Here is a 19,632-nt window from a genome sequence, read left to right on the forward strand (position 1 = left end):
CTCCCCCCTTAAAATGCCACAAATGGTGACTCAAGCGAGTCACCATTACGAGTTGTGTGGTTGTTCAAATGGTAAGTAAATCTCGAAGGTGGTTCCGACCCCGAGTGTACTCGATACGCTCACTTTTCCGTGATGGGCATCGACCACATTCTTCACGATCGCGAGTCCGATGCCTGTCCCTGTCTTCGAACCACTGGTCCGGGCTTTATCGGCTTTATAGAATCGCTCGAATACGAACGGCAAATCCTCTTTAGGAATTCCGTGACCTGTATCCGTCAACTGAATCCGTAGCCCGTCCGTCTCTTCTGTGGCCTCAATCCGAATTTCTCCAGAATCGGTATGCGCGATAGCATTGCCAATCAAGTTGGTGAACACTTGCTCGAGACGATCGCCATCCGCCTCGATGAGACGGTGCGGGGCGTCGGTCTGTAAACGAATCTCTTTTTCAGATGCCATCTGATTGAACTTTCGCATGACTCGGGGCAAGAAATCACCGATATCAAACGAAGTGAAATGCATCGTCTCTTTACCCGATTCGATGCGTGCCAAATCCAACAAATCATTGACGAGTCTTGCCAAGCGGAGCGATTCATCGTAGATGATAGAGGCGAACTCTTTCGTCGCCTCGTCACTCTCAGTGATGCCATCGATGATTGCCTCTGAATACCCTTGAAGCGTCACGAGCGGTGTCCGGAGTTCATGGCTAATGTTCGCCACAAAATCGGTCCGCATCTTATCGAGTCGATGACTTTCTGACGTATCCCGGATAACAACGACAGCACCCTCGAAATCGTCTTCTCCGACGAGTGGTGTGACTGTCAGTGTATAGTATCGCTCATCCTGTTTCACTTCGATCGTCTTTTCAGACGTCCCCTCCATCACTTCCTCATAAAGAGACAATACGACTTCATGTGGTTGCCCATCTTGAAGTAATGGACTCGCTTGCGGGTTCGTGACAATCACGTTTGCATGACGATCGAGTGTGATGACACCGTCTGCCATCGAACGAAGAATCGACGCAAGTTGCAGCCGTTCCCGGTCAAGGGCATTCACATATTTCGAAAGCTGACTGCTCATTGCGTTGAAAGAAGCAGCGAGTTCGCCAATCTCATCCCTTGTCTTCGTCTCCAAACGTAAATCAAATTGCCCCTCTCCCGTCTTATTGACTGCATCCCGCATCGCTCGGAGCGGTGCCGTGATTCGTGTCGACAAGAAGAAAGCGAAGACGGTCGTGACGATGATGGCCGAAGCGACGGTCCAAAGAATGATGGTCCGTGCTCCCGCGTTCGCACTCGAGATCGCATCGAGCGGTTCGAGCAGGTAGAGCGTATACTGTCCTGTCGATAAGGAGAAGGTCGTCCGATACGCTAGCGCGGCCTGGTCGTCAAAAGATGAGAAATTCCCGATGGCCGTCTCACCGACCGCCTGATAAGTTTCCCAATCCTGTCGTTCAAGTTCTACCATCAAGCCATCCACTTGATTCCCAAAATTCGATCGGGTCGTCCCGTTCTCTAAGATATAGTTAGCCCCGTACACTTCGATGATTTGATCAATCGTCTGGGACGTGTCACCTTCATTCAACAAAACCGATTGGACCTGTCCACCGAGCTTGGCAAGATGGCCTCGTTCCTGGTCGATATGAAAGGAATTAAAAAATTCAAGCATCAACACCGAGACGATGAATAAGATGACACTGACCAAAACGAGAATCGTCAGCCACAGTTTCGTGACGATGCTGTTTCGACGAATCATCATTCACTGGCAGCTTCGAACTTGTACCCGACACCCCATACGGTCGTGATCATATGCGCCGCGTCCGGTGAGACACGATTCAATTTCTCACGAAGACGTTTCACATGCGTATCGACGGTCCGAAGGTCTCCGAAAAATTCGTAGTTCCATACTTCTTTTAACAACTGCTCTCGTGAAAAGACTTTATCCACCTGTTTTGCGAGGAAGAACAATAACTCATATTCTTTTGGTGTGAGGGCGATTTCCTCGCCGTCCACCGTGACGCGGTGTGCATCATTATCGATTGTCAGATGTGGGAAGACGATCAAATCCTTCGACTTCTCACTCGTGTGCATGAACTTCGTCGAACCAGAGCGGCGAAGCAATGCTTTGACGCGGAGCACGACTTCACGCGGACTGAACGGCTTGACGATATAATCATCCGCCCCGACTTCGAACCCTTGGACACGGTCGATTTCTTCACCTTTCGCCGTGAGCATGATGACCGGAGTCGCTTTCGTCTTCCTGAGTTCTGTACATACTTCAACCCCATCCATCTTTGGCATCATCAAATCAAGCAAGATCACGTCGTATTCGTTTTCAAGGGCAAGCGCGAGCGCCTCTTCGCCATTGACCGCTTCTTCAATCACATACTGTTCACGTTCTAAGTACATTTTCAAAAGTCGGCGAATTCTCTCCTCGTCGTCGACTACTAAAATCTTCGTTTTCTCAGCCATACCTAAAACCCTCCTAAGACCCATTACGAGTTGTAGCGAATGTTGCACAATTGTGAACATTCCACTCTCTGCCATAACTATACCACTCTATTATTTCGCTTCACAACGATGATTTGATGGACCAAATGAAAAAGAAGTCACAATTGTGACTTCTTTTACGTCAGGCATATGAATGCAGACCGGCGATGACCAGGTTGACGAAGACGAGGTTGAACATGATGATGGCAAATCCACCGACACATAACCAGGCCGCTTTCGTTCCTGTCCAGCCACGCTGAATGCGCATATGCAAGTAATAGATATAGATCAACATCGTGATGAGGGCCCAAACTTCTTTCGGGTCCCATCCCCAGAAACGGTTCCAGGCAATCTGTGCCCAAATCATCGCAAAGATCAGACCACCCAGGATAAAGACCGGTAATCCAATCGCGACCGAGCGATAGCTGATTTCATCAGCGAGGTCGAGGTCGACTTTTTTCGCAAGGGGTTGAAGCGCTTCAGCGACACGTTTGCGCAAGATGACAAAACGGAGCAACACGTAAATCACAATTCCGCCGATGACCGACCAGATGAGCGTGTTCAACTTGAGTGTATTGATCCAGTTCGGGAGTTCGAGTGACAAGCCACTCGCGCCAGACACGAGTTGTGCCCCTTCTGGGACGAACAAGATCGGCATGAAATATTCATACGTCTCTGCTTGACCGCGGTCGTTCGTGAACTCGACGACACCTCCGGCACCAATCCCCTTGAATAACATCGAGACGATGATGAAGCCGAGCGTGCACATGAGGACAAACATCGTCACTTCGAGCCACGTCCGTGACTTAGACTGTTCTTTCATCGATGTTTCGTTCAATAAGAAAATGAGGCCCGATGCAAAACTGATTGCCAAAATCCCTTGTCCGAGCGCAGCCGTCGTAACGTGAATTTTCAGCCATACACTGTTGAGTGCCGGGATGAGCGGTGCGACCTCACTCGAGAACATTGAGGCGAAGGCGATGACGAGTAACGCCACCGGCATCGCGAACAAGCCGAGTACATCATTTTTATAAATTCCATATACGACGAGGAACCCAAGTACCATCATCATACCGAAGAACGTCGTATATTCGTACAAGTTTGATACCGGCGCATAGCCGACACCTGCCCAGCGCATAAAGAAATATGTCATTTGAGCGACAAAGCCGATGATTGCCAAGATAAAGGCGTATTTCCCATAGGCAACACGGTTGACGTTTCGATCTTTACGCATACCACTGACGGCAATCGTAAAGAGAACCGTCGAGATTGCGTACAGGAAGAACGCGATAAACAGCATTCGGCTGCTCCATTCAATCCATTCCATCAAGATTCCCCTCTTTCATCTGTTGACTCGTTCTCCGACTTCTCTGTGAATCTCGCCTGGTCTTCCCACATCGGTAAGCCAGTTTGTTCTAATAGCGGCGACACTTCACGACGGAGCGAGGACGGGTTTTTATTCGTAAAACCGGCGACAAGCACGCCCTCTTCATGACGACGGATCCAAACGCGACGGTGTGGCCAGTACATGCCCATCGCAATACCGATCATAAAGATCGTGGCACCGACGATCAAAATCGGATAGGTGGAGTCACTCTTCACACGTAAACCACTCGTGCTCGCCATCTCTGTACCTGCAAACTGGACATCGTAGCGGTTCTCTTCATCAGCGACATTCAGACGAATGCCGATCAAATTCGACTCCGTTTCTCCTTCAGGTGATTCAACGTTGAAGAAGAAGGCCGGATTCAGTGCACGTGGTGATTTCGTATTCGGTTGTCCATCTTTCACTTCAAAGTCTGGATACAAATCTTTTAACGTGACGGTGACCCCATCGAGCTCATAAGACTTCTCCGGATTCTCCAAATCAACTTTGAACGGACCATATTCGTCGCCGGTTTCTTTATCTGCCAACATGAACGACATCGATAAGAACTCTGGACGACTTGAATATTGTTCCTGATACACTTCAAATTTATCGAACTTAAACGGGTGGTTGACTTTCGTCGAACCGACATCGACTTGTTCGAGTTGCGGCGATCCGTCCTCGTTCGTTCCCGTCTTTTTGAATAACGTCAACTCTGTCTCATAATTTTTCGGAACGGCTCCTGCTTTTTCAATGGCGGCCGCAAACTTCGCGTCCTCTTCATTGTTCTCAGGGTCGTACAATTCAAGAATGAACTGGTCGTTCCGTAAGTAGTACTCGCCGTCAGTCGCCTCTAGCGACACCGTTTCGCCTTCACGCACCCATTCGAGCGTATCCGTATGGAATGCAGGGAACACTCGCAGCATCGCCCCTAGGAAGAAGATGACAAGTCCGAGGTGGTTGACGTACGGACCCCAACGACCAAACCGGTGTTTCTCTGCTAACAGAGCATCGCCGTCCCGTTTGACGGTATATCGTTTCTTTTTAAGTGCGACTGCGATCTCGTCAATTTGAGCCTCCGTCCCATCACCTTGTCCGAAGAGACGTTGCCCCTTCATAAAACGTTCTGTCCGTCTGACCGGTTGTTTTTTAAGCGCCTTATAGAGCGGAACCCCACGGTCAATCGACACGACGACGAGTGAGAGCGTCAACATGACAATTAGACCGATGTACCACCACGATGTGTATAGGTTATGGAATCCGAGGGCGTAATAAATAGAACCCGGTGTTCCATACTCCTCCATATAATATTGCTCAGGCGGTAATTGTTGTGGGATGTACATCTCTTGAGGAAAGATTGTTCCGATTGCCGAACCGACAATAATCAATGCAATTAACCACAACCCCACTTTGACCGATGCAAAGAAGTTCCACACACGGTCAATGATCGATTTCGGACGACGCTTCGACCGTAAATCAGCGCCTTCGTATTTCATATCTAGCATCTGTGCGTCCCCCGTTCGCTTACAATGACTTCTCGGCTAGCTCCATCAATTTCTCTTTCGTGAGTTCACCTTCATACTTTTCAATTACGTTCCCTTCACCATCGATGACGAATGTGACGGGTAGGTTATAAATGCCATACGCTCCTTCGACTTCGCTCTGGGTATCCATCAAAATCGGATAGTCGAGCCCGACACCAAGGTCGTTGATGAAATTATCGACACGAAGCGGTGTCTCTCCGACGTTCACGGCCCAAAAATCGACACCCATGTCTTGAAGTGTCGCATAGTTTTCTTGTACGACCGGCATCTCTTTCTTACACGGTTCACAGAACGTACCCCAGAAGTTCAAGAGCATCCCTTTCCCTTCATAGTTGTCTCGCTCATACAAGGTCGAACCGTCGAGTGTGACGAGCTTGAAGTTCGGTGCCTCGTCGCCCGCCTCGATGCGTCCATCGTTACCCGCTTGGTCGAATGTTTGCATGATCGTAACCGCTCCCGCGAAGAGAACGACCGTCATGATCATCATCCGCCAAAATGACCTCTTTTTCTTTTTTGCGACCGCTTGTTCCATCCGGTCGTTTTTTTGTTGATCTTTTGTCATCGTTTTCACACCATCCTTCAATTGCTATTGTACTGAAAAAACATTAAAAACGCACATTAACAGACTTTTTTCATTTTTTTGTCACACAATCTACACAATCAAAAAAATCATCCTATTTCAGGACGATTTTTTGTTGTTATTTTTTCTTCTTTTTGCCTCGTGGTTTCGGTGGAACGGTCGGGTTCGCAAGTTCACGAAGCTTACTGATTTCTTTATGTGAAAGTTCACGCCAGTCGCCCGTGTTCAGACCGTCGAGCGTCAAGAAACCGAACTGTTCACGCTTTAGTTTGATGACCTCTGAACCAATGGCTTCCACCATCCGACGGATTTGACGATTGTGACCTTCCGAGATGACGATTTCGAGGATGGCTGTGTTCTTCTTCTGGTCTACAGACTTCATCTTCACTTTCGCACTTCCCGTTTTAAATCCGTCATCGAGTTCGACACCAGACTCAAGCTGTTTGATGGCCAAGTAAGATGGGATATTCTTCACTTTTGCCACATAGCGCTTTTGAATTTTATATTTCGGGTGTGTCATCATATTCGAGAACTCGCCATCGTTCGTCAAGATGATGAGCCCCGTCGTGTTGTAGTCAAGACGACCGACCGGGAATACCCGTGCTCCTGGTGGGACGAGGTCTGTGATGACTTTACGACCTTTGTCGTCATCGACCGTCGATACGTAGCCACTCGGTTTATAAAGCAAATAGTAGACGTGCTCTTCTTGTTCGATTTTGACGCCATCGACTTCAATCTCTGACTTCGGTCCAACTTTCGTCCCGAGTTCACGGACGACTTTTCCGTTCACGCGGACGCGACCATCCAAAATCATTTCTTCCGCTTTCCGACGCGAGGCGACCCCCGCTTGTGCGATTACTTTTTGCAAACGTTCCATATGATTAATCCTTCTCCAATCTCTCTTCTTGCTTTGGTGATTCCTGACCGAAGAACAAATCGCCTTCGTCTGTCAGTTCATCCTCAAATGTTAATGGTGGCAATTCTTCGAGCGAGTTGAACCCGAAATGGTCGAGGAAGTGCTCTGTCGTACGATACAGCTTGGCACGACCAATCGTCTTCGCACGACCAGCCGATTCGATCAATCCTTTCGATAACAACGTATGGATGACCCGTTCGACTTTGACTCCGCGAATCTCTTCGATATCCGCTCGTGTGACCGGCTGTTTGTAGGCGATGATAACTAGCGTCTCCATCGCTGCACGTGAGAGCGCCTGCTCAGCCATCGTCCCGACATATTTTTGAATGTACGGAGAGACGTCCGGAACGGTCACGAGCTTGTAGACACCTGCCGATTCCATGAGCTGAAACGGTCGATTCGATGACTTGAACGATGTCTCTAGCTTACTGAGCTGTTCTCGTGCCGCAGCTTCTGAGATATCGAGCGTCTCGGCAAGCGCTCGTACTTCCATCCCTTCATCACCGACGACGAACAGCAATCCTTCAATAATCGTCTCATAAGACAGCAACCGCTTCATCCCCTTTCTTTGATGCTTCAATGAATGAGATTTGAATATCTTGGTCGAGTTGTTTTGTTACGACGACCCGTAGCTTGATCAGCTCAAGAAGCGCCATAAACGTCACGACGAGATCCGAGACGTTCGGTTGCTCAACAAAAAAGGCGAAAAACGACGTTTGTCTCGTCGACGATACGTGTTCATGAAGACGCGTCATCTGCTCTTCAAGCGTACGCTCTTCCCGCTTGATCGTTTTTTTGCGTCGTTCTTTCCAACGTTTCCGTTCAATCATCTTCGAATAGGCGTGGAGAAGATCCGAGAAGTTAAGTGGTCCGTCATACTTAGACACCTCTTCAGACATATAAGTCGTCAAATCTTCACCCGGTCGCGTATACAATTCAAGCCGGTGTTCTTCTTGTTCACGCATGAAGACGACCGCTTCTTTATATGCTTTGTATTCAATCAATTGACGAATGAGACCTTCACGCGTCGGTTCCTCACTGAAGTCTGGAACCTCTTCATCCTCGACCGAAACTGGCGGTAACAATTGTTTGCTCTTCAATTGGAGCAACGTCGCCGCCATGACCAAGTATTCACTGGCCACATCGAGTTCAAATTTTTGCATCGTGCGAATATAGCCGACATACTGGTCAGTGACTTCTGCCACGGAAATGTCGACGATATCAATCTCCATTTTTCCAATCAAATGGAGCAACAGGTCGAGTGGACCTTCGAACGTATCAATTTTAACGTTATAGGCTTCCATAGAGACACCTGCCATTTTACATTTTTGCGCTTTAGTATAACATGTTTTATAACACCGTGGACACGAAAGGAGAAAATTGATTCATGACCCCTTTTACTCATTATACGTTGCTTTTTGAATGTCATGCCGATTATTTCGAATGTCATGAGGTATTAGAAGAGGCGTGGCAGGCAGACGGACGCCGTCACCACGGCTATGCAGCGCTCATCCAATATGCTGTCATCCACTATCACCTCCGGCGCGACAATTTGGTCGGCGCAAAAAAGAGCTTGCGACTCTTACGTCGAAAGATTGACATCGCTTCTCCTTATTTAAATGAGCTCGGTCTTGACGTCGACTCCTTCGTCGCACAACTTGATGAATGGCCGTTACACACGAAGCTCCCATTACAACAGGATGTTCGTGACACGGTCGAATCACTAAAACCGACGTTCCCGTCGACGGACCTGTCGTTCGAGCAATTGGTCCACAAGCATCTGCACCGTGATCGAAGTGAGGTCATCACGGAACGGGAGCTGGCACTTTTAAAAAGGCAACGTGCCAGAAGTTGACGTCAAGATTCAAGAAGTCTCCTTTTCATGATCAATGATGATTTTTTAACTTCTTAAACGCCATCACCCAACTCTCGAGATCGCTCCGATCATGTAAATATTCAGAAGGGGTTTCAAGTAAATCCATGCCAACTATCGTTTGTAAGCAGGACCAAACCACCTCGTCAGAAGCTGTCCAATCAAATCCATCTATATTTTCATACTGTTCCATCCAATGATGTGCCCAATCAGAGATTTCTTCTCGCGTTCGTTCTTGCCTGAGCACTTGCTCCATTCGATTGATCAGTTCATCAATTGTTACTCGATTCATGAATCCACCTCATTTAAAGGGTTTGTGATTTACTCCATGCAATATGCAAAACCCCCGCAGTCACAGGGTCGTGATTGCAGGGGGTTTTTATCGTCAGACGACTAATTGATTCCATTTATTCAATAAATCGCCCGTCTTGCCTGTACCGGTTAGCGTCAAATCAAGTGGAAGGACGTTTCTTACCTCGTCTAGAAGCTCGTAAGAACGTTTCTCGCCACGGAATGATGGCGACAAGGCGATATGGTCGATGACCATTGTCGTTTCTTGTTGCTCCATACCAATGATACCAACGAAGTCTTCACCGACTTTCCACAAATAGAGGAACTTCGACTCCTCCTCGTCATACGATCGGACGAGTTCAAGCAAGCTTAGCGGAGATTTGTCACTGCATGAGAATGCGAGTAGGCCCATCGCCGTCTTTTCATAAGAACGTTTATATTTGACCAGCATCGCTGGGTTCACCACCTTTTGTCATTCAAGTTTCACGACGTGAACACGTGAGAGACATGGTTCATTGTGCCATACCCTTCAGGCAAAAATCAATTCTCGTCCCAAACCTTCACTTCTGCCATCTTCGTACCTTGACGAAGTTTGACGGCATGCTCAAGACCAGATGTCACTTTACCGAATACCGTATGGACACCATCCAAATGCGGTTGTGGCTCATGGACGATGAAGAACTGTGAAGACCCTGTGTTACGACCTGCGTGGGCCATTGAAAGTGAACCCGCTTCATGTTTGTGCGGGAACGATGTCGATGTCTCACAAGGAATCGTATAGCCAGCACCGCCCATTCCAGTTCCTTGTGGGCAACCACCTTGGCTGACGAAACCAGGGATGACACGGTGGAACGTCAATCCGTTGTAAAACCCACTGTTCGCAAGTTTTTCGAAGTTTTCGACCGTGATCGGTGCTTCACCGTGGAATAAATCAAATTCAATCATTTCGCCATTTTCAAGTTTCATAGAACCTTTTTTCATGTTTCAAGCAACCCCTTTTTCATAATATGTATCCTGCTGTTTGACACTCACATTACCCATCTTATCAAAAAAACACGTCTGTCTCCACTTTTTTGTGGAAACAGACGTTCTGCCTTATTGAATCACTGCGTGAACGAGTGGACGTGCCTCTGGTTTCGTTGCACCGATCGTATACGCATGGTCTAAACGCTCGATGGCTGAAGACATGTCTTCGATGTTCGAACGGAGTACCGCGATCACATCGCCTGCCTCGACACGGTCGCCGACTTTCTTCTCAAGCGTGATGCCTGCCGCGAAATCGATTTTGTCTTCTTTTGTCGCGCGTCCTGCACCGAGAAGCATCGCCGCAACACCCACTTCGTCTGCGATGATCGACTCGACATAACCTGCTTCTTTTGCGACGAATGTCGTCTCATATGAAGCTTGTGGTAATTTCGTCACATCATCGACGAGTGATGCGTCGCCACCTTGTGCTTCGACGAACTTGCGGAACACCTCGAGGGCGTGTCCATCGGCAATGCGCTTCTCAAGGTCGGCATACGCCTCTTCAAACGTCGGATAAAACTCACCGAGGACAGCCATATGTCCAGCGATCGTGAGCGCGATTGTTTTCAAATCTTCGACTTCTTTACCTGAGAGGACTTCAATCGCTTCTTTCACTTCGTTCGCGTTCCCAATTTCAAAACCGAGTGGTTGGTCCATATCCGTGATGACCGCGACCGTCTTACGTCCGACGTTTTTCCCAATTGCGACCATTTCTTCGGCGAGGGCTTTCGCATCATCAAACGATTTCATGAACGCACCAGAACCTGTCTTGACGTCAAGAACGATACTGTCCGCTCCAGCTGCAATCTTCTTCGACATGATCGAACTTGCGATAAGCGGAATCGACTCAACCGTAGCCGTAACGTCGCGAAGCGCGTACAAGCGCTTATCGGCAGGCGTCAAGTTCCCTGTCTGACCGATGATCGACATCTTGATATCATTCACTTGTTTCGTGAACTGCTCTTCCGTCAATTCTACATTGAACCCTGGGAATGATTCGAGCTTATCGATCGTACCACCTGTGTGACCGAGACCGCGACCACTCATCTTCGCGACAGGGATGCCGATTGAAGCAACGAGTGGTGCCACGATCAAGCTGATCTTGTCACCGACGCCGCCCGTTGAGTGCTTGTCGACTTTTTTCCCTTCGATATTTGAAAGATCGATCGTATCTCCCGACTTCACCATTTCCATCGTCAAGGCAGCCGTCTCGTTTTCAGTCATCCCGTTAAAATAGATGGCCATCGATAAGGCTGACATTTGATAGTCAGGAATTGATTCGTTCGTGAAACCTTCGACAACGAAGCGAATCTCCTCTTCGTTCAATTCTCCACCGTTACGTTTCTTTAAAATCAAATCGACCATACGCATAACTGTCGTCCTCCTAAAATTAAGCTACTTACATGCTTTTAATCGTGCCACGTACGAGAGAGAGGAAGTCTTGACGAACGCGCTCTGTCGTTTCGATGACTTCTTCATGGTTGAGTGGTTGTTCTAAGATGCCTGCTGCCATGTTCGAGACACACGAAATCCCGAGGACACGCATATCCGAATGACGCGCGACGATGACTTCTGGAACGGTCGACATCCCGACGACGTCTCCCCCAAGAAGACGGGCCATTTTGACTTCAGCCGGTGTTTCGTACGTAGGACCTGTGTTTCCGAAGTAAACCCCTTTCTGTACAGAAAGTCCAAGGTCTGACGCGACGCGTTCTGTCAATTTCACGAGCTCTTTATCGTACGCTTCTGACATGTCAGGGAAACGTGTTCCGAATTCACTCGCGTTCTTACCGATGAGCGGGCTCGTACCGAAGAAGTTGATATGATCTGTGATGATCATCAAGTCGCCTGGGTTGAATGACTCGTTACACGCTCCTGCCGCGTTTGTGACGATGAGAGTCTCGACACCGATCAATTTAAGGACACGTACAGGGAACGTCACTTGTTCCATCGAGTATCCTTCATAGAAGTGGAACCGTCCTTGCATGGCGACGACTCGTTTCCCTTCGAGCTCACCGAACACGAGTTGACCCGCATGTCCTTCGACGGTTGATACTGGGAAGTGTGGAATCTCTTCATAAGGGATTACAACCGGATTCTCAATTTCGTCCGCGAGGACTCCAAGACCTGACCCGAGAATAAGTCCGATTTCTGGTGTATCGCCCATACGCTCCTGCAAAAACGATTTTGTTTCGTTCCAATTTACCATGAATATTGCCTCCTCAAATTTCGTTTAAGAAACTCTTTCCGTTTGATGGTGCCGCGACGTCAAAGTTGTCAGCCACTGTCGCACCGATATCTGCGAACGTACCTCGAATGCCTAGATCAACTGCTTTCGCTCCAGTGTGATGTACGATGAGCGGTACATATTCACGCGTGTGGTCTGTACCAGCATGAACAGGGTCATTTCCGTGGTCTGCCGTGATGATGAGTAAGTCGTCTTCACGGAGACGCTCCAGCACTTCAGGTAGACGGGCATCATATTCTTCAAGCGCGACGGCGTAGCCTTCCGGATCACGACGATGACCGAACAATGCGTCAAAGTCGACCAAGTTCAAGAAGCAAAGCCCTTCGAAATCTTCTTCAAGTGATTCGACCAATTTGTCCATGCCATCCATGTTCGATTTCGTACGGACCGCTTTCGTCACACCTTCACCGTCGTAGATGTCACTGATTTTCCCGAGCGCGATGACATCTTTTCCAGCGTCTTCGAGCGTATTCATGACGGTCTTACCGAAAGGTTTGAGTGCGTAGTCATGACGATTTGCCGTACGTACCCATGCACCCGGTGTGCCGATGAACGGACGGGCGATAATACGACCGAGCATATACGGGTCTTCACGTGTGATTTCACGCGCGTATTCACAAATCCGGTACAACTCATCGATTGGCACGATGTCCTCGTGTGCTGCGATTTGAAGGACTGAATCCGCTGATGTATAGACAATCAATGCGCCCGTCTCGACATGTTCTTCACCGAGTTCATCCAAGATGGCCGTACCTGATGCCGGCTTATTTCCGATGATTTTTCGACCACTGAACTCTTCTAGACGATGAATCAAATCGTCCGGGAACTCTTCAAAGACACGGAACGGCGTCTCGATATGAAGACCCATGATTTCCCAGTGCCCTGTCATCGTGTCTTTACCAGCCGAAATTTCTTCCATACGACCATACGCGCTCGGCGTCTCCGACACGTCGATTCCTTGAATCGGTTTAATGTTCGCGAGTCCGAGTTTCCCCATGTTCGGCATGTGCAATCCGTTATGTTCACGAGCGATATGTCCGAGCGTATCCGCCCCTTTGTCACCGAACTGTTCAGCATCCGGTGCTTCACCGATACCGACCGAGTCCATGACCACTAAAAAAATACGTTTAAACTTCTTCACAAAAAATTCCTCCTTTTCAATGTCTAGGCACGAGGGTGATGCTTGCGATACACATCATGTAGCCGCGACTTATTGACGTGTGTATACACTTGCGTCGTCGCTAAATCCGCATGACCGAGCATTTGTTGAATGGCACGTAAGTCTGCGCCGTTCTCGAGTAAGTGTGTCGCAAAGGAATGACGGAGAACGTGAGGTGTGATCTCCTTATCAATTCCGGCAAGCTTGGCACGTCGTTTGATCATCTTCCAAAATCCTTGACGACTGAGCCGTCCTCCTCGGCCGTTTAAAAAGAGCGCTTCGGTCTCTCTGCCGCCGAGCCCGTTTCGAGCTTGTTGAATATATCGCTCAACAAACCCTTGCGCGACCGACGAAACCGGAATGATTCGTGCGCGCTCGCCTTTCCCTTCACATTGTAGATACCCCAATTCGAACTGCAAATCATCCAAATCAAGACCTAAAAGTTCACTGACCCGCATTCCGGTCCCGTATAGCAACTCGAGCATCGCACGGTCCCGTAGTGAGAGCGGGTCGGATGTCGGGACGCTATCTAAGAGACGCTCGACTTCCTGTTGCGACCAAGTATCCGGAAGTTGCTTTTCTGCTTTCGGTGTCTCTAGATACAGAGATGGATCGGTTGTCGTGACCCCCGTCATTTTTAGATGATGATGGAACATCCGGATTGAACTGACAGCTCGTCTCAAAGAGGACGAAGCACGTCCCGCCTGTGACAGTTCTTCGATATGCTTTACGATATGAGAACGTGTCACGTCGTTCCAATCTTCCACGCCCAACTGGTTTAAGGTCGATGCGTATTGCGTCAAATCGCTCGCATACGCCTGTCTCGTGTTGGCGGACATCCGCTTTTCAACCGTCATGTACTGAAGAAATGACTCGATATGCGAACGCATCATACCCTCCTCCTTCCTCGTTTCACCTGAATACGCTTACAGCATATCATTTATGTAAACCGTTGTGAAGATGTCTGACCTCATTTTTTATTCACTTTTTTGTGAACGTTTACGTGTCGAAAATACATCTCAGAATTCTTATTTTTCTGGCATGTTCAAATGAAAAGCGATATACTACAAGCGACTTAAATATATGAGCGATCTATCACACATTGAAAAAGGACAGATGACCTGTTGGGGTCGTCTGTCCTTTCTGCATTAACCGTTGATGACTGCTTTATGACCTTCGAGTGTGACGCCTTTTGCTTGGCATACTTTACAGATGCCGTGAAACGTCAAGCGATGGTCTTTAATCAAAAATTCGTATTTACTCTCGACTTTTTTCTCAACATCGACGAGCAAGTCTTCCATGATTTCCTCGACCGATCCGCATTCGACACAGACGAGATGGTGGTGCGAATGATTCGCTCCTTCTGGGCGCAAGTCAAAGCGTGCGACCCCGTCACCGAAGTTGACTTTGTCGACAACACCGAGTTCAGTCAATAACTCAAGTGTGCGATATACCGTGGCGAGTCCAATCTCTGGTGCGATGCTCTTGACGAGCATAAAGACGTTCTCGGCACTCAAATGGTCACTCTCATTCTCAAGTAAGATGCGAACCGTCGATTCACGTTGCGGTGTCAATTTATATCCTTTGGCGCTCAATTGCTGTTTAATTCGTTCAATTCGCGTTTCCATAAGGCGCCCCCTCTTTACATAGTTCACTACACAAAGCATACCGAAGTTTTAATCAATTTTCAATTTAAAATCATTACTATGTAAGTTTACCATATAAAATTTCAGATTAGAATTATTTTAATCTAGACAATTGCCACCATTGAATCGCCATGATTGTCTTCGCATCGGTGATGACACCTCTGTCTAACAAATCAACCGCCTCTTCAAAAGAATATCGTTTCACATTTAAAAACTCATCTTCGTCAAGGTTCATCTCGCCCGCTGATAATCCTTTCGCGACAAACACATCGACTCGCTCACTGCAAAAACCCGGGGCTCCGTAGAAAGAAAAAATCTTTTCGAGCGACTCCGCCGTATATCCGGTCTCTTCAGCCAACTCACGTTCGGCACTCGATACCGGTTCTTCCCCTTTTTCAAGTTTGCCTGCTGGGATTTCAAGCGACATCGATTCAAACGCTTTTCGATACTGCTCTACCATGACAATTTTGTCCGATTCATCGATGACGAGCACGGCAACAGCTCCATTGTGATAGACGAGTTCTCGCACAGACGTGTTTCCATTCGGAAGGGAGACGACATGCTTTTCCACATCGAAAATCTTGCCTTTATAGATGACTTCCCGCTCAATCGTTTTTTCTTCCATATGATTACTCCTCACTTTTCGATATACTCTGATTATGAGTCAAACCAACATTTCGAACAAGGAGGAATCCATATGAGTGAACTCGGACTCGGAACGATGACCATTTTGAAACATGGGGAGATTGAGGCGAAGAAGATCCTAGAGACGGCCATTCAATCGGGGATTCGCCATATCGATACAGCAGATGTCTATGCACGACGAGCTGTCGAGCGCGTAATCGGGGAAACGTTAGGTCAGGAACGAAAACAGCTCTTTTTAGCGAGTAAAGGTGGAAACGAACTGACTGAGGACGGGATGCGTTGGAATCCTAATCCGTCGTACTTAGAGGAAGCGTTACACGGATCGCTCGAGCGATTGCGAACCGATTATCTAGATTTATATTATATTCACGGTGGTACGCTCGAGGACAATCTCGACGCAACGATTGAATGGGCGCAAAAACAAAAGCGTGACGGTCTCATCCGACAAATCGGACTCTCGTCGATTCGACCGAACGTCATCAACCATTGGGTCAAATCCGGTGCACTCGATGTTCTCATGACGCCGTATTCACTACTCGACCGCCGGGCAGAGACGCTCGACGTCTCGATCCCCATCGTTGGCCGAGGGGTTCTTGCCAAAGGCCTATTAACGGATGAATGGGAGACGCGTCTTGGAGATAAGGGATTTGAGGCGTGGCGAAAAGAGGAACTCGCAAGTGAATTGGCGATGATCCCGACACCGATTCAAGCCTATGCACTCGAAGCTGCAAAACGGTTCTGTGACGTCGTCTTACCAGGCGCCTCTTCAGTCAAGCAATTGAACGAAACGATTCGTTCATTTGAGACCAAAACCGATGATGAAGTGCTTGATCGCTTACTCGCTCGTTTACCGGTTCACCCATACACAAAACACGTGACCTGATCCGCTCAGGTCACGTGTTTTTCGTTGCGTGCTTGAATCTGTTCGATCGCCCAATCCGCCCATCCGGCATAGTTCTCCATCATTCGGATCGCATACTCGCTCGTCAGCAAATAGCCAAGTGTATCCTCGTCCGATTGATGTTCTTCTTGAAACATTCGAATCTGTTGTGCGACCTGCTCATGGTGTGCCTTTGTCTCTTCGATATATCGGACCGCTTCTTCAACCGGCAACAATTGAAGCAGACTGACACGCAGGAGGTTTTCATCCTTCATTTTCGGTTGGAACGACGTTGGTTGACGTAACCAATTGATTAACTCCTCACGTCCTTGATCCGTGATGGAGTAGATTTTTTTGTCTGGCAACTCCTGTTGTGAGACATGTTCCGCCGAAACGAGTGCTTCTTCTTCCATCTTTAACAGTTCCCGATAAATCTGTGTATGATGGGCGTTCCAAAAATGAATCATCTGTGCCTTGAACGTCGCGTTCAAGGCATACCCGGTCGCAGGCTGATGGGTCAATAACCCGAGCAATGCGTGACGTAACGCCATATCCATCACCTTTTCCTTCTCATGCTATTTTTATTAGTGTATCACATTCTCAAACGGTTTCGAGAATGCCAATCTGTTGACGACCCGTTAAAAACCCGACAAAATAGATAGAAGAAAGGAGAGTTGTCTATGCAACCGATTCATTCATCACAACAATTTAACGAAGCCACAAAAGATCACGGAATGGTGGTCTTCACTACATCATGGTGCCCGGACTGTAAACGTCTAGACATGTATGTCGATGAGCTCGTCAAAGACTATCCACAATTTAACTGGCACGTCGTCGACCGCGACGAACTCCCAGAACTATCTGATGCGCAAGAAGTTCGCGGCATCCCTTCACTTCTTTATTATAAAGACGGGGTAAAACAAGAACACCTCCACTCGGCGAACGCCAAGACGGAGATGCAAATCCGTTCATTCCTCGATACGATCCAAGCATGACCTGATTCCTGCAGCCCATTCGACTGCAGGAATTTTTGCACACACCTCTGTCATCCTCAATTATACTGTAAGAAATAACCAAATAAGAAAGGGGAATGAACATGATGCTTATACGCCTCTTCACCCCACTCTGTTTCACCATCATGATGTTGGTCGGCTGCATACAACCATCTACCTCACCATCCATACAATCTGATGAAGAAACGGCAATCATCAAAAGTGCAGTGACCTATCTCAACAGTATGGATTGGCTACCTGCCGATGAAAACGGGAGACAAGCTACGATTCAATCCATCATAGTCGATAATCGTTATGACTTAATTGATTCACGTTTTGAAGGAACACGTGCCTGGCTCGTCACGTTCCCCCCTGATCCACAGCGCACGGTCGAGATTCCACAAGTACTCGTTGAACCGAAATCGAACGACGTGATTGGCCATCTTTTAAGCGAATAACGGTTCGAACCCCCAACTACTTGTAATGCCGAACATACCGCGAGTCAATCGAGCGCTTCATATAATATGGAATCCGACCATGCCATGTAAACCATCCATAGGTCAGCAAGGCGCGCCCTGGTGTCGTTAGTAAGATATTCATCGATTGACGTCTCCGAAATGGTCGACTTGTTTCCTTAAGTAACCGTTTGCCGACATAGCGCCCTGACCTAACAGCATCGACGCCTCCATTTAAGGAGGATGCCATATCTCCTGTTACATATATATTTGTAAAATGATGATGACGTAAATATTTGTCTACCTCTATAAAACTCTCAGGTTTTGCAAGCCCTGATTCGGCCCACCATCCCACGGGAACAACCCCCGTCGCATCCAATAAGAGCCCTTCCGATGCGTCTGCATGATACGCCTGTTTGACGACCATGACCCCTGTTCTGACTAACAATCGCTCGATGTGCTTTCTAGTATGGACCGAGACGTCTGGTAATATCTCTTTTGCATACAGCGTCACATTCTTTGTACGAGCACACGTGAACGCCAATTCTACGCCGGCCTTCCCGCCTCCGACGATGGTCACTTGTGAACTCGATTCGATTTGGTCGAGTAAAGCTTGTGACATCGGTTTAAGTGGCGTGCCGATTCCCCGACTTTTCGCACCGGTGGCTAAAACGAGTTGATCGTATTCAAACATTCCGTTTTCTGTTTGAACCGTCTGCTGAATCGGGTCAATCGAGAGCACCCGCTTTGCGACCGGCTCTAGTTGAGGTGATCGGACCGTAGCTGAATCCATGAGCCCGGCAATCACTTGTGGAAACGCACCTGTATAAATCGTCTGGCAGTCTCCGATGAAGCGAACATCATAATGTTTGCATATCTCCTCAATACGATCGAGAATTTCTAGCTGTCCGTGTCCAAGTCCGGCCAACACCAACTTCGGTTTCATCGCAAAATCCTCCGTGCCTCAATGAATCGTTGTGTGATTGTCATGACTTCAAGCAATAAAAAGATAAGAGCAATCCCGCCGACCCAGTTCGGGAAGAGAATCATCAACGTGAACAAAATGAAGCACTCTGTTCGCTCGATAATTCCTGGCTGATAGTAAAACGTCTTCTCTGAGCGCTTTGAACTACTCGCACCGACAGCTAGGAACAGTGTCATGGCGATCACAAATGAAGCAATCAGAATGAGAAAAATAGGCATATATTCCGGGTAACGAAGGGCAAGGGCAATCACGACCGACAATTCGACGAATCGGTCCAAGACGAGGTCAAGCACCGTTCCAAACCCACTCGTTTTCGACTTTCGAGCCATCGTCCCATCTAAAACATCAAACAAGCCAGATAGCCACAGTAAGATGACGGCAGTCCAGTGCATATCATTATAGATAAAGATTCCGGTCGAGATTCCGATGATTCCTCCAAGTACTGTCACTTCGTTCGGCGTGAAATTCCATTTGAGCAATCGATTCGCTCCACGCTCGATGACCGGTTGAACGTAACGACTTCCGTATGTATCGAGCATA

24 protein-coding genes are annotated in these 19,632 nt (G+C 48.0%); 4 read left to right on the forward strand and 20 right to left on the reverse strand.

The window, feature by feature from the left end; genetic code table 11:
* Positions 1 to 45: 45 nt before the first annotated feature.
* The 8 genes from KNO72_RS04540 to KNO72_RS04575 all read right to left on the reverse strand — a co-directional run bounded on the left by KNO72_RS04540 (position 46) and on the right by KNO72_RS04575 (position 8,196).
* Positions 46 to 1,755, reverse strand: coding sequence for a HAMP domain-containing sensor histidine kinase (locus KNO72_RS04540; RefSeq protein ID WP_143180242.1), 1,710 nt, complete (start codon positions 1,753 to 1,755; stop codon positions 46 to 48).
* Positions 1,752 to 2,468 (reverse strand): response regulator transcription factor, encoded by a 717-nt coding sequence (locus KNO72_RS04545; RefSeq protein WP_012726490.1) that lies wholly within the window; start codon positions 2,466 to 2,468, stop codon positions 1,752 to 1,754. The genes KNO72_RS04540 and KNO72_RS04545 overlap by 4 nt, the downstream gene beginning before the upstream one ends.
* A 160-nt stretch (positions 2,469 to 2,628) precedes the next feature.
* Entirely contained in the window at positions 2,629 to 3,813 is a 1,185-nt protein-coding gene (gene ccsB, locus KNO72_RS04550) for a c-type cytochrome biogenesis protein CcsB (protein WP_031423441.1), read from the reverse strand.
* Positions 3,813 to 5,357 (reverse strand): cytochrome c biogenesis protein ResB, encoded by a 1,545-nt coding sequence (resB, locus tag KNO72_RS04555; protein WP_214757370.1) that lies wholly within the window; start codon positions 5,355 to 5,357, stop codon positions 3,813 to 3,815. Before resB ends, ccsB begins: the two co-directional genes overlap by 1 nt.
* A 19-nt stretch (positions 5,358 to 5,376) precedes the next feature.
* Positions 5,377 to 5,958 (reverse strand): thiol-disulfide oxidoreductase ResA, encoded by a 582-nt coding sequence (gene resA / locus KNO72_RS04560; protein ID WP_214730584.1) that lies wholly within the window; start codon positions 5,956 to 5,958, stop codon positions 5,377 to 5,379.
* A gap of 136 nt (positions 5,959 to 6,094) precedes the next feature.
* Entirely contained in the window at positions 6,095 to 6,853 is a 759-nt protein-coding gene (locus tag KNO72_RS04565; RefSeq protein WP_012726494.1) for a pseudouridine synthase, read from the reverse strand.
* Positions 6,854 to 6,857: 4 nt separating this feature from the next.
* A complete protein-coding gene (scpB, locus tag KNO72_RS04570) occupies positions 6,858 to 7,451 on the reverse strand; it encodes an SMC-Scp complex subunit ScpB (protein ID WP_074036818.1) in 594 nt (197 codons plus the stop codon).
* The gene (locus KNO72_RS04575; RefSeq protein ID WP_078147052.1) at positions 7,429 to 8,196 is read right to left on the reverse strand and encodes a segregation/condensation protein A; all 768 of its coding nucleotides are present in this window, start codon (positions 8,194 to 8,196) and stop codon (positions 7,429 to 7,431) included. Before KNO72_RS04575 ends, scpB begins: the two co-directional genes overlap by 23 nt.
* An 83-nt stretch (positions 8,197 to 8,279) precedes the next feature.
* On the opposite strand from KNO72_RS04575, the gene KNO72_RS04580 reads away from it, so the two are divergent.
* Positions 8,280 to 8,747, forward strand: coding sequence for a DUF309 domain-containing protein (locus KNO72_RS04580; RefSeq protein WP_214757372.1), 468 nt, complete (start codon positions 8,280 to 8,282; stop codon positions 8,745 to 8,747).
* A 31-nt stretch (positions 8,748 to 8,778) separates the two neighbouring features.
* On the opposite strand, the gene KNO72_RS04585 is transcribed toward KNO72_RS04580, so the two are convergent.
* From KNO72_RS04585 to KNO72_RS04625, 9 genes are all read right to left on the reverse strand, one after another.
* A complete protein-coding gene (locus KNO72_RS04585; protein WP_214757374.1) occupies positions 8,779 to 9,057 on the reverse strand; it encodes a hypothetical protein in 279 nt (92 codons plus the stop codon).
* A gap of 93 nt (positions 9,058 to 9,150) precedes the next feature.
* Positions 9,151 to 9,507 carry a GCN5 family acetyltransferase gene (locus KNO72_RS04590; RefSeq protein ID WP_214757376.1) on the reverse strand — a complete coding sequence of 119 codons (357 nt, stop codon included), beginning with the start codon at positions 9,505 to 9,507 and terminating at the stop codon, positions 9,151 to 9,153.
* 89 nt (positions 9,508 to 9,596) lie between these two features.
* Entirely contained in the window at positions 9,597 to 10,037 is a 441-nt protein-coding gene (locus KNO72_RS04595; RefSeq protein ID WP_012726499.1) for a peptidylprolyl isomerase, read from the reverse strand.
* A 114-nt stretch (positions 10,038 to 10,151) separates the two neighbouring features.
* Positions 10,152 to 11,453 carry a pyrimidine-nucleoside phosphorylase gene (locus KNO72_RS04600; protein ID WP_012726500.1) on the reverse strand — a complete coding sequence of 434 codons (1,302 nt, stop codon included), beginning with the start codon at positions 11,451 to 11,453 and terminating at the stop codon, positions 10,152 to 10,154.
* Positions 11,454 to 11,481: 28 nt separating this feature from the next.
* The gene (locus tag KNO72_RS04605) at positions 11,482 to 12,291 is read right to left on the reverse strand and encodes a purine-nucleoside phosphorylase (RefSeq protein ID WP_078147055.1); all 810 of its coding nucleotides are present in this window, start codon (positions 12,289 to 12,291) and stop codon (positions 11,482 to 11,484) included.
* A gap of 13 nt (positions 12,292 to 12,304) precedes the next feature.
* Positions 12,305 to 13,471, reverse strand: a complete 1,167-nt coding sequence (gene deoB, locus KNO72_RS04610; RefSeq protein ID WP_214757378.1) for a phosphopentomutase — start codon at positions 13,469 to 13,471, stop codon at positions 12,305 to 12,307.
* 23 nt (positions 13,472 to 13,494) lie between these two features.
* Complete coding sequence (gene xerD, locus KNO72_RS04615; protein ID WP_214686909.1) at positions 13,495 to 14,379, reverse strand: site-specific tyrosine recombinase XerD; 885 nt, start codon at positions 14,377 to 14,379, stop codon at positions 13,495 to 13,497.
* Between the two features lie 258 nt (positions 14,380 to 14,637).
* On the reverse strand, positions 14,638 to 15,117 hold the full coding sequence (gene fur / locus KNO72_RS04620) for a ferric iron uptake transcriptional regulator (RefSeq protein WP_012726507.1): 480 nt from the start codon (positions 15,115 to 15,117) through the stop codon (positions 14,638 to 14,640).
* Positions 15,118 to 15,229: 112 nt separating this feature from the next.
* Positions 15,230 to 15,760 (reverse strand): NUDIX hydrolase, encoded by a 531-nt coding sequence (locus KNO72_RS04625; protein ID WP_078147058.1) that lies wholly within the window; start codon positions 15,758 to 15,760, stop codon positions 15,230 to 15,232.
* A gap of 72 nt (positions 15,761 to 15,832) precedes the next feature.
* Between KNO72_RS04625 and KNO72_RS04630 the strand changes: the two genes are divergently transcribed.
* Positions 15,833 to 16,663, forward strand: a complete 831-nt coding sequence (locus KNO72_RS04630; RefSeq protein ID WP_214757380.1) for an aldo/keto reductase — start codon at positions 15,833 to 15,835, stop codon at positions 16,661 to 16,663.
* Positions 16,664 to 16,668: 5 nt separating this feature from the next.
* Here KNO72_RS04630 and KNO72_RS04635 read toward each other — a convergent pair whose 3' ends face one another.
* Positions 16,669 to 17,217 carry a PadR family transcriptional regulator gene (locus KNO72_RS04635; protein ID WP_078147060.1) on the reverse strand — a complete coding sequence of 183 codons (549 nt, stop codon included), beginning with the start codon at positions 17,215 to 17,217 and terminating at the stop codon, positions 16,669 to 16,671.
* A 123-nt stretch (positions 17,218 to 17,340) separates the two neighbouring features.
* On the opposite strand from KNO72_RS04635, the gene KNO72_RS04640 reads away from it, so the two are divergent.
* Entirely contained in the window at positions 17,341 to 17,655 is a 315-nt protein-coding gene (locus tag KNO72_RS04640) for a thioredoxin family protein (protein WP_214757382.1), read from the forward strand.
* Between the two features lie 101 nt (positions 17,656 to 17,756).
* Entirely contained in the window at positions 17,757 to 18,110 is a 354-nt protein-coding gene (locus KNO72_RS04645; protein ID WP_214757384.1) for a hypothetical protein, read from the forward strand.
* Between the two features lie 16 nt (positions 18,111 to 18,126).
* Here the strand turns inward: KNO72_RS04645 and KNO72_RS04650 are convergent, their stop codons facing one another.
* Complete coding sequence (locus tag KNO72_RS04650; RefSeq protein WP_214757386.1) at positions 18,127 to 19,053, reverse strand: NAD(P)/FAD-dependent oxidoreductase; 927 nt, start codon at positions 19,051 to 19,053, stop codon at positions 18,127 to 18,129.
* On the reverse strand, positions 19,050 to 19,631 hold the full coding sequence (locus tag KNO72_RS04655) for a CDP-alcohol phosphatidyltransferase family protein (RefSeq protein WP_012726514.1): 582 nt from the start codon (positions 19,629 to 19,631) through the stop codon (positions 19,050 to 19,052). The genes KNO72_RS04650 and KNO72_RS04655 overlap by 4 nt, the downstream gene beginning before the upstream one ends.
* Position 19,632: the final 1 nt, after the last annotated feature.

It is taken from the genome of Exiguobacterium sp. s123 (genome assembly GCF_018617075.1).
Taxonomy (GTDB): Bacteria; Bacillota; Bacilli; order Exiguobacteriales; family Exiguobacteriaceae; genus Exiguobacterium; species Exiguobacterium profundum.

Coding starts and splice junctions, on each gene's coding strand:
- KNO72_RS04540 (WP_143180242.1), bottom strand. CDS start 1,755: ATGATGATTCGTCGAAACAGCATCGTCACGAAACTGTGGCTGACGATT.
- KNO72_RS04545 (WP_012726490.1), bottom strand. CDS start 2,468: ATGGCTGAGAAAACGAAGATTTTAGTAGTCGACGACGAGGAGAGAATT.
- ccsB (WP_031423441.1), bottom strand. CDS start 3,813: ATGGAATGGATTGAATGGAGCAGCCGAATGCTGTTTATCGCGTTCTTC.
- resB (WP_214757370.1), bottom strand. CDS start 5,357: ATGCTAGATATGAAATACGAAGGCGCTGATTTACGGTCGAAGCGTCGT.
- resA (WP_214730584.1), bottom strand. CDS start 5,958: ATGACAAAAGATCAACAAAAAAACGACCGGATGGAACAAGCGGTCGCA.
- KNO72_RS04565 (WP_012726494.1), bottom strand. CDS start 6,853: ATGGAACGTTTGCAAAAAGTAATCGCACAAGCGGGGGTCGCCTCGCGT.
- scpB (WP_074036818.1), bottom strand. CDS start 7,451: ATGAAGCGGTTGCTGTCTTATGAGACGATTATTGAAGGATTGCTGTTC.
- KNO72_RS04575 (WP_078147052.1), bottom strand. CDS start 8,196: ATGGAAGCCTATAACGTTAAAATTGATACGTTCGAAGGTCCACTCGAC.
- KNO72_RS04580 (WP_214757372.1), top strand. CDS start 8,280: ATGACCCCTTTTACTCATTATACGTTGCTTTTTGAATGTCATGCCGAT.
- KNO72_RS04585 (WP_214757374.1), bottom strand. CDS start 9,057: ATGAATCGAGTAACAATTGATGAACTGATCAATCGAATGGAGCAAGTG.
- KNO72_RS04590 (WP_214757376.1), bottom strand. CDS start 9,507: ATGCTGGTCAAATATAAACGTTCTTATGAAAAGACGGCGATGGGCCTA.
- KNO72_RS04595 (WP_012726499.1), bottom strand. CDS start 10,037: ATGAAAAAAGGTTCTATGAAACTTGAAAATGGCGAAATGATTGAATTT.
- KNO72_RS04600 (WP_012726500.1), bottom strand. CDS start 11,453: ATGCGTATGGTCGATTTGATTTTAAAGAAACGTAACGGTGGAGAATTG.
- KNO72_RS04605 (WP_078147055.1), bottom strand. CDS start 12,291: ATGGTAAATTGGAACGAAACAAAATCGTTTTTGCAGGAGCGTATGGGC.
- xerD (WP_214686909.1), bottom strand. CDS start 14,379: ATGCGTTCGCATATCGAGTCATTTCTTCAGTACATGACGGTTGAAAAG.
- fur (WP_012726507.1), bottom strand. CDS start 15,117: ATGGAAACGCGAATTGAACGAATTAAACAGCAATTGAGCGCCAAAGGA.
- KNO72_RS04625 (WP_078147058.1), bottom strand. CDS start 15,760: ATGGAAGAAAAAACGATTGAGCGGGAAGTCATCTATAAAGGCAAGATT.
- KNO72_RS04630 (WP_214757380.1), top strand. CDS start 15,833: ATGAGTGAACTCGGACTCGGAACGATGACCATTTTGAAACATGGGGAG.
- KNO72_RS04635 (WP_078147060.1), bottom strand. CDS start 17,217: ATGGATATGGCGTTACGTCACGCATTGCTCGGGTTATTGACCCATCAG.
- KNO72_RS04640 (WP_214757382.1), top strand. CDS start 17,341: ATGCAACCGATTCATTCATCACAACAATTTAACGAAGCCACAAAAGAT.
- KNO72_RS04645 (WP_214757384.1), top strand. CDS start 17,757: ATGATGCTTATACGCCTCTTCACCCCACTCTGTTTCACCATCATGATG.
- KNO72_RS04650 (WP_214757386.1), bottom strand. CDS start 19,053: ATGAAACCGAAGTTGGTGTTGGCCGGACTTGGACACGGACAGCTAGAA.
- KNO72_RS04655 (WP_012726514.1), bottom strand. CDS start 19,631: ATGCTCGATACATACGGAAGTCGTTACGTTCAACCGGTCATCGAGCGT.